The following is an 11,497-nucleotide window of genomic DNA, read 5'->3' as shown; positions in this document are numbered from 1 at the left end:
TGACCTAGCAATATCATAATTTTGTGTGCATGATATATTGCACTTTCCGGCTAATCAAACTTGCGCAATAGTTGAGCTTTTAGGACTGGTTCTGTTTTTTCTTGCCAATGGGCTGCCCGCCTGTTTCACCCATTATCGCGCAAGCTGAAATTTTACCCCCTCAAGCTGCCACAAAACCTTCGCTGGACGGGATACAGCCGTAGTAATGCCAGCCTCAGCCGTACTTTCAGGTATATGTTTGGGCTAAAAAGAATAGAGGCGGCGACCAGGTCGCTGATTACTAAGCGTCTGTTGCTGAAATGCGTCGTAATTCTACTACTCGTCACGGGTTGCCAGCTGCGGGCTGATGAGCGGTCCAATGGGCCTCTGCCACTGACTGCGCGTGTGGCCGCAAAATCGATTGTGGTGACTGCTGCCATTCCCGATTCGTTGGTCCTCACGCCAGTTCCGGTCCTGCCCGACGTGCCCGATACCCTGCGCCAAGCCATTCGACAGCTGCATGCCGCCCTGGGGCCGGCCGCCGCCGCCCTGCGCCCCGAAGTGTTGGAGCAGGCCTGCGTGGGCTACCTCACGCTGCACCCCACGGGCCGCATCGAGCGCGCCGGCCTGCTGGCCGTGGCCGACATGGACCTGCCCAATACCACCGAGCGCCTCTGGGTGCTCGATTTGGCCAATGCCCGCGTGCTGCACCGCAGCCTGGTGGCGCACGGCGAGGGCTCGGGCCACCTGCGGGCCCGCCGCTTCTCCAATATCGAAGCGTCGGCCTGCACCTCGCTCGGCTTCTACCGCACCGCCGATACCTACGATGGCATTCACGGCTACTCGCGCCGCATTGAGGGGCTGGACAAAGGCCAGAATGCCAATGCCTACGACCGGTACGTGGTGCTGCACGCCGCCGATTATGCCAGCCCGGAATACATCCGCCGGCACGGGCACCTGGGCTACAGCCGGGGCTGCCCGGCCCTGCCGCCCGCGCAGTTCAAGGCTATTATTGCCAGCGTGCGGGTGGGCAGTATGCTGCTGCTGAGCGGGCCGGGCCTGAGCTCGCGCTGGCTGGATGGGGCAGCGGCCGGGCGGCGTTTTCTGGCGCGCGGCTGGCGGTGAGGGCACTGCCGGAACCGGGCATTCGGAATCTTTTGACTCAGGCAGGCGTTCTAATTGACAGCCTACGAGCGTGGAGTCTCGTATACAGCCCGGAACCTGCCTGTCGCTTTGGCGACGACCGGTTCTTTTTATTCTCAGTCAACCGGAAAAATCATGCATCAAACCAGCGTAATTCAGCGGAAACGAGTTTCGCAGCGGCGGGCCCAGCGGGTTGCGCGGCGCGTGTTGCCTTTTCTGGCATCGTTGTTTTTGGCCACTCCCATGGCTGGTACGGTTACGGAATCCATGGCCGGTAGCTCGAATCACGAGCTGCGCCTGCCCAAAGTGGCCGTAACTCCCCAAAACGCCTTCGACCAGGAGCTGCACGCCACCTACAAGGCCTTGGGGGCTGAGCAGGAGGGCTTGCGCTTCGAAACCTTTGCCAAGGCCATGACCGGCTACCTCAACCTGCGCCAGCAGGGCAAGCTCGCCGAAAACAAGCAGCTACTGACCGTTATCGACTTCGACCTGCCCTCAACGGAAAAGCGCCTGTGGGTGCTTGACCTGGCCAAGCACGAAATCCTGTTCCATACCCTCGTGGCCCACGGCCACAACTCCGGCGAGAACGAAGCCACCAACTTCTCCAATACCGACCAGAGCAACATGAGCAGCCTCGGCTTCTACGCCACGGGCGGCGAGTACGAGGGTAAGCACGGCCGCTCGCTCAAGCTTCAGGGCCTGGATGAAGGCTTTAATACCAATGCCGAATCCCGCTCGGTGGTGATGCACGGGGCTGATTATGTGAGCGAAGCCTTCATTAAGCAGAACGGCCGCCTGGGCCGTAGCCTCGGCTGCCCCGCCTTGCCAATGGAGCTGAAAGACCAGATTATTGAAACCGTAACGGGCGGTACCTGCCTGTTTTTGAATAAATCGGATGCCGGCTACTCGTCCAGATTCCTGAACCAGGATGCGGCCATTGCTGCCTTGGTGCCGCAGGCCGCCAACGGCGTTTCGTAACATTTCTTTATCTACACAAAAAGAGCCCTTTGCATCATGCGAAGGGCTCTTTTTGTGGCTGGTTGCGACTACAGCTTCACCCCAAACTTGGCTCCCAAGCCTTCCAGGTCCTGCACCACGGCATCCAGCAGCGGAATGCCGTCCAACAGCCGGCGCTCGGCCATTTCGCGCTCCGGGTCGCCGGGAATTAAGACGTGCTTGCCTTCCACGGCTTGCGCGCTGCGGAAGGTCGTAATCCAGTTATCCATGTGGGCCTTAAACTCGTCGGCGGGCCGGAAGGCATCGACGCGCATCGCCCCGAAGAAGTGCCCCAGGCCCTGGCCCACCGGATTGGCCGAGGGTTGCAGAAAAGCCACGAACGGCGGCACCCACGGCCCATAGTTTGCGCCCGACAGCACAGCCGAGAAAATATCCACGATGCTGCCCAGGGCGTAGCCTTTGTGCGAGCCGGTGGCTCCGCCCAGCGGCAGGAGCGCGCCGCCATTTTTCACGGCGTTGGCGTCGGTGCTGGGTTGGCCGTCGGCGGTTTGGGCCCAGCCTTCGGGCAGGGGCAGGCCTTTGCGCTGGGCAATTTCGAGCTTGCCGTTGGCGGCGGTGGTGGTGGCCATGTCGGCCACGAAATCGGGCTGCTCGCCGGCGGGCACGGCCACGGCAATGGGGTTAGTGCCCAGCAGGCGGTCGAGCGAGAAAGTGGGGGCTACCAACGGCGAGGCGTTGGTCATGGCAATGCCAATCATGTCGTGCGCCAGGGGCAGCATGGCGTGGTAGCCGGCAATGCCGAAGTGGTTGGAGTTCTTCACCGAAACCCAGCCGGAGCCCACTTGCTGCGCTTTCTCAATGGCAATGCGCATGGCTCGGGGCCCCACCACGAGGCCGAGGCCGCCATCGCCGTCCACCACGGCGGTGCTGGGCGTTTCGTAGGTGATGCCCACGCGGGGCGTGGCGTTGATGCGGCCGGCTTCCCAGAGGCGCACGTAGCCCACCAGGCGGGCCACGCCGTGCGAGTCGATGCCGCGCAAATCGGCAGAAAGGAGGGTTTCGGTGGCCAGCGTGGCATCGGCTTCGGGGCAGCCGATGCTACGGAAGATGCTTTCGGTGAAGCTGAAAAGCTGGGTGTAGGTAAACGTCATGGCGGGGAATTAAGCGACCAACATTTCGGCCAGAAGCCCTTCTTTCAACGCGTAGGCTGAAGTGCGGATGCGGGTGATTTCGGTGATGCCCAGCACGTAATCAATCAGCACGGTGGCTACCACCAGCATGTTGGCCCGCATGGGCAGGATGCCGGGCAGCGCCGCCCGCTGCGCGTGGTTGCCGGCGAGCAGGTGCCGGTAGCTGGTCTGGAAACTACTCAGCTCCAACTCAGTATAGGGCGGGAGCTCGGCTTCAGCGCGAATCTGGCCCACCTGCATATCAGCCAGGCTGTCGAAGCTGCCGGATGCGCCTACCAAACTCACGGGCTTGTAGCGATGTACTGCCTCGACGAGGGGTGTGAGCGTGGCATTCAGGTATTCCTGCTCGGCCTCTACGGCGGCGGCGGGAAATATGCCGCTGGGCTCCGGAAAAAATCGGTCTAGCAGACGCTGAGCCCCTATTTCGAAGCTTTGCTTCCAGAAAATAGTGGTTTCATTGGCAATAATGAGCTCCACCGAGCCCCCGCCGATGTCCATTAGCAGATGATGCTCGGTGCCCAGTGGCACGGCCTGGCGGATGCCCGCGCAAATCAATTCGGCCTCGCGGTCGCCGTCAATCACCGTCACCTGAATACCGGTCTGCTCGAAGATGTCGCGCACCAAATCCGGCCCGTTGCGGGTTACGCGCATGGCGCTGGTGGCCGTGGCGCGGATTTCCGTCACCTCGTGCAGCTCCATTTCCTCTTTAAAGCCGGCCAGCGTGTGCAGGGCGCGGGCGTAGGCTTCGGGCGTGATTTCGCCCCGGCTGATGCCGCCTTCGCCCAGCCGCACGCCGGCTTTGGTACGCAGCAACACCAGCGGTTTCTGGCCGGGCATAGTGGGCATTTCCACAATGAGCAGGTGGAAGGTATTGGTGCCCATGTCGATGAGGGCGAGGCGGCGGGGATGGGCGTGCATGAGGGGCAGCGGGTTCAAATCAGAGGTTTGTGCATGCGGACAATCGGGAGCGACTGGCCGTCGGGGAAGGAAATGTTCGTCCGTTCGTCAGGCGTATATCCCAGGGCGTAATATAAGGGTTCGCCGGGCAGGGTGGCGGCCAACTCCAGCCGTTGGAAACCGGCCTGCAGTGCCGCCGCTTCGCAAGCTGCCAGAATGGCCCGACCCACCCCCCGGCGGGCAAAGTTCGGGTGCACGAAAAAGGCGCGGATGCGGCCGGCTTCGCGGGCAGAGTCAAGGAGCGGGTCAGCGGTGGCTTTGCTTTGGTCACCGCCGTAGAGGGTGCGGCGCTGGCTCCAGCCGCCGCAGCCAGCGAGTTGGCCGTCGATTTCGGCCACGTAATAGGTGCCATCGTGAATCAACTGGGTATCGATGCCGAACAGGTAGCGCAGGGCACTGTCGATTTGCGCCGGGGTATAGTAGCCCGTGCTCAGCCCGCGCACGGCCCGTTCCACCAGCGCGTTCAGCGCGTCGATTTCAGCAAGCGTGGCGATGCGAATGGTCATGGTCGTGACGGGGAAAAGCCAGCGCGGACTAAAAGTTCGCGCTACGTCGCAAACCGACAGAACGTGCCCAGCGGCAGTTTCCGCTGGCCGGCATCGTGCAGATAAATTTCGCCCAGCTCGCGCACAGCCTTCTCGCCGGGGAAAATAGCGGTGGTCAGGTTGTCGAGAATCAGGGCCGAGAAGCCCAGCGAATACAGGTTCACCACAAAGAAATGGTCCTCGGGGTCGAGCAGCTGCTGGCTGAGCTTTAGCAGTTCGTTCAGCTCATCTTCGAGCTGCCATTTCTCGCCGTTGGGGCCGCGGCCGTAGGCGGGCGGGTCGAGGATGAGGCCCTGGTACTTGCTGCCGCGCTTCACTTCGCGGCGCACGTACTTCATGGCATCTTCCACCAGCCAGCGCACGCCGTCGAGCTGACTGGCCTCCATGTTGTCGCGGGCCCAGAAGTTGACCTGCTTCACCGAATCGAGGTGCGTGACATCGGCCCCGGCGGCGCGGGCGGCGAGGGTGGCCGCGCCCGTATAGGCAAACAGATTCAGCACGCGGGGCAGTTTGGCGCGGCGCTTCCGGGTCTGGTTGTAAATGAATTGCCAGTTGGGGTCCTGCTCCGGAAACAGCCCGACGTGCTTGAACGACGACAGGCCCAGCCGGAACTTCAGCTTCAGGCCATCGGGGCGCTGGTAGTCGATGAGCCACTGCTCGGGCATAGCGGGTTTGAGGCGCCATTGGCCTTTTTCGGTGGAGCCGGGGGCGCGGGCGAAAGCAGCATCGGCCTTTTCCCACTCCGTGAGGGGCAGGTGCGGGTCCCAGATGGCCTGCGGCTCGGGGCGGGCAAGGAGGTATTTGCCAAAACGCTCCAGCTTCTGAAAGTTGCCGGAATCAATCAGCTCGTAGTCGGGCCAGGGGGAGGTGGTGAGAAAGTCGTACATAAGCAGGCGGCAAAGGTAGGGGCCGTGCCCGGTAGGGCGAGGCGTCTGGGGTGCTGTCAGCCGTTTGCCGCAGTTCGCTGCACGGTGGCGGTCACGTAGCGCAACGGCAGTTTCTCCTGTTCCAGCCGGGCGTTGGTTTCCAGCAGCAGTTGATACAGCTGCTGCTCGGCCGCCGTCAGGTCAGGCAATATTTGCTGGGTGAAACTGCCGCCCGTGGCACCGCCGTGGTACCGCGCGAAGGTGGCCTCATCCATCAGCAGCGACTGCGCAGTGGGAAAATGCGACCGCAGCTGCGCCAGAATCTGGAAGCCGTGCACGTCGCTGTCGCCCCAATAAAAAAGGGACTTTTCGCCCAGCCATTCGGCTCCCGTCAGCAGGCTCACGGCGAAGCCGCCCCCCCAATGGCCACGGCATCATCAACCAAGGGAAAGGCCAGAAAAGAAGTGAGGTTTTCAATGATGTACGCCCGGCGCACGGTCAGGTTTAGCTGCCGAAACTCGCTGGCCCACAAGCTCAGCTGCGATACGGCCGGGTGCAGCCGGTGGGCGGCATCCAGAAACCGGAGCCTGATGCTCGGTTCTTCCAGCAGCAGGTGGAAGCGGCGAAAAAAGTCGGTTTCCTCCGGCCGGATGAAATCTGGAATCAGCCAGTCGAGCAGCGGGCGCAGGGCCGTTTGGTGCTGCTCGATGAACTTGGTGGGCACGGCCACCGGTAGGCCGCGCACGTCCGCGTTGGGCTGCGGGTTGGTTTTGAAATAGGCGCACACCAGCAGCAGGTCGGGCCAGTCGGCGGCGTGGTCCAGCAGCAGGCGGGGCGACTGGTGCAGCAGCGGCAGCAGTTCGGGCAGCGCGGCGGCCGTGCGGGCGGCGTTGGCCACAAACCGGTCGAACTCCGTTTGCTGGCCGATAAATCCCAGAAAATCGGCCTGCGTTTCGAACTCGATGCGGCTCACTTCGCTCTGGCCGGTGCGGCGGTTGGGCTTGGTGCCGAGCGTGTAGCCGTGGCCCGTGCGGTTTTTGGACTGCGCCAGCAGCTCGGCCTGCTGCTCGTAGATGTGCGGGCCGCCCAGGGTGCGGTCCAGCGCCTTGCTGGCCCGGATGGGCAGCGGAAATGGGTTTTCGCCCGCCAGCTGCGCCCGCAGCACGCCCACGTACTGCCGCTGGGCCTTGGCCCGCAGCTCGGGCAGGCTAATCATGGGCAGCTTCGGCGGCGGCGAGCAGGGCCGCTTTTTCGGCCTGGTACACCCGGATGGGAATGTCGCGCACCACCGAGCGGCGCGGGTCCTGCTTGGCCTTGGTCACCCAATGAATCACGCGCACGCCTTTTTCCAGCAGGTGCAGCGAGGTCAGCGGCGTCACCACCATCAGCTGCAGGCCCAGGCTGGCGCAGAGCTTGAGCAGGTAGGCTGATTTGTCCTCGTCGAGCTTGCTGAAGGCCTCGTCAATCACGATGAACCGGAACGAGCGGTGCCCGCCCGAGGCGCGGTTGATGCCGAACTGGTAGGCAATGGCCGCGCCCAGCACTGTGTAGGCCAGCTGCGCCCCCTCGCCGCCCGAGAGGCTGCCCGAGCTTTCGTACACCTGCTTCGAGGCGTTGTCGGCCCGGTAGTATTCGCGGGCCTTGAAGCTCGACCAGTTGCGCACGTCGGTGACTTCGAGCCGCCATTTTTCCTGGTCGCGCAGCTCCAGGATGAAGGGCTGAATGACGGCGGCAAAGTGCGCGATTTCCAGCTCGCGCGGGTTGCTGGCCAGTGGTCGAAGCGGGTGGCGATGTGGTGCTCGGCCCAGGCGGCGTAGTCGCTGTCGGGGTTGAATTCGAACTTGCCCCACACCGTGCGCTCGTCGGGGAAAATAGTGGGCGGCGCCTTGCCCGCCACGCGGTGAAACACGATTTTGCCGCGCAGGTCGCGCTGCTCGTGCACGTAGGCCCGCACCGCCGAATACAGCCGCTCGGGCACCAGCAGGCTCAGGCCGGTGCCGTGCAGCAGCTTTTCGAGGGCCTCGTTCCACACGGCGCGCTCGGTGGGCTTCACCTGCAGCACCTCGGCCAAAAAGGGGATTTCGGCCTCGCTGGCCGCCACGGCCACCAGAATCTCCTGCCGGATTTCAGCCGGCCGACGGGTGATTTTGCCGGTGCTGCTTTCCAGCTGCCGCAGCTCCGCTTCCAGCCCGGCAAACTCCTTCTTCTGGTCCTCGATGGCCGAGCGGAGCGTAAACTTCTGCTCGTCCAGCGCCTGCCGGGTCTGGTGCAGCCCGCGCTATAACCCCAGCGGCGTAACGTCTCATAATAACAGTTCGTCTCTGCTTCGGCTGCATTAAAAGGCTAAGCGAGCTAGTCAAACGAAGATACTCTACGTACCTGCGAGCAGAACCCTAGCTTTACCCGATGCTTACAGTTTTTCCCTGGAAATCCTGCCTCCTGGCGTTTATGCTGTTGCTGAACGCCTGCTCGTCGCCGGGGCAGCAGGTGGAGCTGCCGCCCGCCGTGCAAGACTCCACCTTCGGGCCCCTCACGCCGCGCCGCGACGTATCGGAAGCGCCCCGGCGCGGCCGCGTGCTCGACCGCAACGATTCGGTGCTGGTAGCCACCCGGCCCGTCTACCTGCTCGCCCTGCCGCTCCGGCCGCCCCTCGATTCCCTCAAGCTCAACCGCCTGCTCGGCTGGCGCGACAGCACCCTGTGGAGGCGCATCGAGGCCGCGCTGCCCTACGAAGGGGCCCGCCCCCGCGGCGGCGTGAAGTTGCTGCTGACGAATGCGGAGGCCAAAAAAATTCAGGCGCACCAGCCGGAGTGGCCCATGCTGAAGCTGGAGCAGCGCACGCGGCGCACCTACACCACCAGCACGGGCGCGCCCGTTCTCGGCTACAGCTACAGCCAGGCCCAGCCGTTTCTGAATTCTGCGCAACGCTACCGGCGCGGCCGGTTCTACCGCCTGCGCAACGGCGGCGTCGAAACCTACTACAACAGCCTGCTCAATGGCCACCGCGGCTACCTGCATCCGCTGCTCGACACGCTGGGCCAGGCGCACGGCACCTGGGCCGCCGATACTGCCTTCCAGCCGGGCCAGGACCTGCACCTGAGCGTCGATGCCAGGCTGCAGGCCTACGCCGAAAGCCTGCTGGCCGGCCGCAAAGGCTACCTCGTGGCTCTCGACCCGCGCACCGGCGAAGTGCTGTGCGCCGTATCGGCCCCCACCTTCGCACCCAGTGTCCTCACCGCGCCCGACCGCGCCGGCACGCGCCGCAAGCTGCTCGAAAACGAGGACATGCCCCTGCTCAACCGCTCGGCCACGCTGGCCAACCCGCCCGGCTCGGTGTTCAAGCTCGTGAACGCGGCCGTGGCCCTGCAGCTGGGAGCCACCCGGCCCGGCACCTCCTATCGGTGCGACCAGTCGCTCATCAGCTGCGTGCACCATCACCCCAGGGCCCGCAACCTCACCATGGCCCTGCAATACAGCTGCAACCCGTACTTCTACCAGGTGATGCGCAAGCTTATTGAGCGCGTGCCCGACAGCTTGGTGACCGACACCACGGCCGCCCGCCACGCCAACCTCGCGGCCTGGCAGCGCTACGCCAAGTCGTTCGGGCTCGACACGCTGCTCGGCGTCGATTTGCCCCGCGAGCAGGCTGGCTTTCTGCCCACCCCGGCTTTCTACGACAAGGCCCGGCGCACCCGCCACTGGAAGTACCGCTCCATCTATTCCCTCAGCGTGGGGCAGGGCGAAATCAACCTCACCGGCCTGCAAATGGCCAATATGATGGCCATCATCGCCAACCGGGGCTGGTACTACACGCCGCATTTCGTGCGCAGCGTGGGCACCGGCGGCCCCCTGCCGCGCTTCCTCGAAAAACACCACACCCTCATCGACAGCGTGAATCTGGAAGCCCTGGTACCCGGCATGCTGGCCGTGATGCAGCGCGGCGGCACCGCTGCCACTTCCAGCCTGGCCGATGTGGGCATTGCGGTAGCCGGCAAAACCGGCACCGTGCAAAACGATGAGGGCGACGACCACGCCACCTTCGTCGGCTTCGCCCCGGCCAACAACCCCACTATTGCCATCGCCGTCTACCTCGAAAATGCTGGTTTCGGTGCCACGGCCGCCGCCCCCTGCGCCGCCCTGGTCATCGAGAAATACCTGCGCGGCAGCATCGCCCCCAAGCGTAAGCGCTGGGAACAGCGCATGAAATACCGCGGCTACCAGTACGAGCGCGAGCACCGGTAGCGTTGGGCAGTTCGCGGCACGGAACCTCGCGAGCAAGGTGCTACGCTCTTCATACTGTTACTTTTGCGGCATAATTTGTTTTCTATGCAGTTCCACAAATACCAGGGCACCGGCAACGACTTTGTCATGATTGACGACCGCGCCCGCGCCTTCGACGAAACCGACCAGGCCCTGATTGCCCGGCTTTGCTACCGCCGGTTCGGCATCGGGGCCGATGGGCTGATTCTGCTGCGCAATAAGCCGGATTTTGACTTCGAGATGGTGTATTTTAATGCCGATGGCCGCCCCAGCTCTATGTGCGGCAACGGCGGGCGCTGCACCGTGGCCTTCGCCAAATTCCTGGGCCTAATCAGCGACCAAACCCATTTCCTGGCCGTCGATGGCCCCCACGATGCCCGCGTGGAGCCCGACGGCACCGTGCGCCTGCGCATGATTGACGTGGCTGCGCCGCAACGCGCCGGGGTAGGGGAGAACGATGTATTTCTGCACACGGGCTCGCCCCACCACATTCATTTTATTGACCCTGCCGAGGGCCACGGCCTGGCCGAATTCAACGTATACGGCACCGGCCACGACATCCGCTACGACCCGGCCTACGACCCGGCCGGCACCAACGTCAACTTCGTCGAGGTGCCCGCCGACCCTGCCCAGCCCTGGCCCGTGCGCACCTACGAGCGTGGCGTGGAAGACGAAACCCTGAGCTGTGGCACGGGCGTAACGGCCGTGGCGTTGGCAGCTTCCCAACGCGGGGCCACCTCGCCGGTGCGCCTGCAAACGATGGGCGGCGAGCTGGAGGTTTCGTTTGAGCAGCTGCCCAACGGCGGCTTTGCCAATGTCTGGCTGAGCGGCCCGGCCACGCGGGTTTTCGAAGGCACTCTTTAAGTTGTTAGTCATTAGTTGTCGGTTGTTAGGTGGTCGGTAAACAGTTGACCAACAACCAACAACTAACAACGAGCAACTGATAACCCGTTTACTTTTGAACGACTACTTAAGGCCCATGATTACACTGCGCGCCCTCGAACCCGACGACCTGGAATTTCTCTACGCGCTTGAGAATGACCGGGACATCTGGGGCGTGTCCGACACCCTGGCACCGGTATCGCGCCACGCCCTGCGCCAATACCTGGCTCACGCTACCGAAGATTTTTACGTAGTGCGCCAGTTGCGCCTCGTGATTACTACTGAAATTGGCAGCCCGGCCGTGGGCGTAATCGACCTGTTCGACTACGACCCGCTGCACCAGCGGACCGGCGTGGGCATCACCATTCTGGCCAGCCAGCGGCGGCATGGCTACGCCCAACAAGCGTTGGAGCTGCTGAAAAATTATGCCCGGCAGGTATTGCGCCTGCATCAATTATACGCCACCGTAGGGGACGATAATAAAGCTAGTATGAAGCTGTTTCGGGCGGCGGGATTTCGACGCGTAGGCACCCGGCAGGCCTGGTTACGCACGGCTGCCGGCTGGCAGGACGCCGTGGAATGGCAGTGCCTGCTTATGCCCCCTACCGCTACTCAAAAATAAGGGTAACTGTATATCGCATTGATAAAGTGAGGTTTCGGTGACGCTTTAGTAAAGTAAGCTGAACTATATCCTTTGGCCGGAGGGCACCGTATAGGT

The 11,497-nt window shown here is 63.2% G+C and carries 11 protein-coding genes and 1 pseudogene; 6 read left to right on the top strand and 6 right to left on the bottom strand.

The window, feature by feature from the left end:
* Positions 1-405: 405 nt before the first annotated feature.
* Together ABD819_RS10540 and ABD819_RS10535 are read left to right on the top strand one after the other, a co-directional pair.
* Positions 406-1,104 (top strand): murein L,D-transpeptidase catalytic domain family protein, encoded by a 699-nt coding sequence (locus ABD819_RS10540; RefSeq protein WP_345123941.1) that lies wholly within the window; start codon positions 406-408, stop codon positions 1,102-1,104.
* Positions 1,105-1,365: 261 nt separating this feature from the next.
* Positions 1,366-2,100 (top strand): murein L,D-transpeptidase catalytic domain family protein, encoded by a 735-nt coding sequence (locus ABD819_RS10535; RefSeq protein ID WP_345123939.1) that lies wholly within the window; start codon positions 1,366-1,368, stop codon positions 2,098-2,100.
* A gap of 68 nt (positions 2,101-2,168) precedes the next feature.
* Here the strand turns inward: ABD819_RS10535 and ABD819_RS10530 are convergent, their stop codons facing one another.
* From ABD819_RS10530 to ABD819_RS10505, 6 genes and pseudogenes are all read right to left on the bottom strand, one after another.
* Positions 2,169-3,230 carry an Ldh family oxidoreductase gene (locus tag ABD819_RS10530; protein ID WP_345123937.1) on the bottom strand — a complete coding sequence of 354 codons (1,062 nt, stop codon included), beginning with the start codon at positions 3,228-3,230 and terminating at the stop codon, positions 2,169-2,171.
* Between the two features lie 9 nt (positions 3,231-3,239).
* Positions 3,240-4,187 (bottom strand): Ppx/GppA phosphatase family protein, encoded by a 948-nt coding sequence (locus ABD819_RS10525; RefSeq protein ID WP_345123935.1) that lies wholly within the window; start codon positions 4,185-4,187, stop codon positions 3,240-3,242.
* A gap of 14 nt (positions 4,188-4,201) precedes the next feature.
* Complete coding sequence (locus ABD819_RS10520; protein WP_345123933.1) at positions 4,202-4,732, bottom strand: GNAT family N-acetyltransferase; 531 nt, start codon at positions 4,730-4,732, stop codon at positions 4,202-4,204.
* Positions 4,733-4,773: 41 nt separating this feature from the next.
* Positions 4,774-5,658: a class I SAM-dependent methyltransferase gene (locus ABD819_RS10515; protein ID WP_345123931.1), complete on the bottom strand. Its 885-nt coding sequence runs from the start codon at positions 5,656-5,658 to the stop codon at positions 4,774-4,776.
* 56 nt (positions 5,659-5,714) lie between these two features.
* A pseudogene (locus tag ABD819_RS10510) lies at positions 5,715-6,853 on the bottom strand (Wadjet anti-phage system protein JetD domain-containing protein).
* Positions 6,846-7,487: an SbcC/MukB-like Walker B domain-containing protein gene (locus ABD819_RS10505; RefSeq protein ID WP_345123929.1), complete on the bottom strand. Its 642-nt coding sequence runs from the start codon at positions 7,485-7,487 to the stop codon at positions 6,846-6,848. The pseudogene ABD819_RS10510 and the gene ABD819_RS10505 overlap by 8 nt, the downstream one beginning before the upstream one ends.
* A gap of 50 nt (positions 7,488-7,537) precedes the next feature.
* On the opposite strand from ABD819_RS10505, the gene ABD819_RS10500 reads away from it, so the two are divergent.
* From ABD819_RS10500 to ABD819_RS10485, 4 genes are all read left to right on the top strand, one after another.
* Complete coding sequence (locus tag ABD819_RS10500) at positions 7,538-7,921, top strand: hypothetical protein (protein ID WP_345123927.1); 384 nt, start codon at positions 7,538-7,540, stop codon at positions 7,919-7,921.
* A 122-nt stretch (positions 7,922-8,043) separates the two neighbouring features.
* Positions 8,044-9,879 carry a peptidoglycan D,D-transpeptidase FtsI family protein gene (locus ABD819_RS10495; protein WP_345123925.1) on the top strand — a complete coding sequence of 612 codons (1,836 nt, stop codon included), beginning with the start codon at positions 8,044-8,046 and terminating at the stop codon, positions 9,877-9,879.
* An 84-nt stretch (positions 9,880-9,963) separates the two neighbouring features.
* Positions 9,964-10,761, top strand: coding sequence for a diaminopimelate epimerase (gene dapF, locus ABD819_RS10490; RefSeq protein ID WP_345123922.1), 798 nt, complete (start codon positions 9,964-9,966; stop codon positions 10,759-10,761).
* Positions 10,762-10,876: 115 nt separating this feature from the next.
* Positions 10,877-11,401: a GNAT family N-acetyltransferase gene (locus ABD819_RS10485; RefSeq protein WP_345123914.1), complete on the top strand. Its 525-nt coding sequence runs from the start codon at positions 10,877-10,879 to the stop codon at positions 11,399-11,401.
* Positions 11,402-11,497 lie beyond the last annotated feature (96 nt).

Origin of the sequence: Hymenobacter antarcticus (genome assembly GCF_039539545.1) — a bacterium.
In the GTDB taxonomy this organism is placed as follows: Bacteria; Bacteroidota; Bacteroidia; order Cytophagales; family Hymenobacteraceae; genus Hymenobacter; species Hymenobacter antarcticus.
This window is presented reverse-complemented; position numbering and strand designations above follow the sequence as displayed.

Excerpts from the sequence above, each read along its gene's own strand:
- ABD819_RS10520 (WP_345123933.1), bottom strand. The coding sequence starts at position 4,732 with ATGACCATTCGCATCGCCACGCTTGCTGAAATCGACGCGCTGAACGCG.
- ABD819_RS10495 (WP_345123925.1), top strand. The coding sequence starts at position 8,044 with ATGCTTACAGTTTTTCCCTGGAAATCCTGCCTCCTGGCGTTTATGCTG.
- ABD819_RS10525 (WP_345123935.1), bottom strand. The coding sequence starts at position 4,187 with ATGCACGCCCATCCCCGCCGCCTCGCCCTCATCGACATGGGCACCAAT.
- ABD819_RS10535 (WP_345123939.1), top strand. The coding sequence starts at position 1,366 with ATGGCTGGTACGGTTACGGAATCCATGGCCGGTAGCTCGAATCACGAG.
- ABD819_RS10485 (WP_345123914.1), top strand. The coding sequence starts at position 10,877 with ATGATTACACTGCGCGCCCTCGAACCCGACGACCTGGAATTTCTCTAC.
- ABD819_RS10530 (WP_345123937.1), bottom strand. The coding sequence starts at position 3,230 with ATGACGTTTACCTACACCCAGCTTTTCAGCTTCACCGAAAGCATCTTC.
- dapF (WP_345123922.1), top strand. The coding sequence starts at position 9,964 with ATGCAGTTCCACAAATACCAGGGCACCGGCAACGACTTTGTCATGATT.
- ABD819_RS10515 (WP_345123931.1), bottom strand. The coding sequence starts at position 5,658 with ATGTACGACTTTCTCACCACCTCCCCCTGGCCCGACTACGAGCTGATT.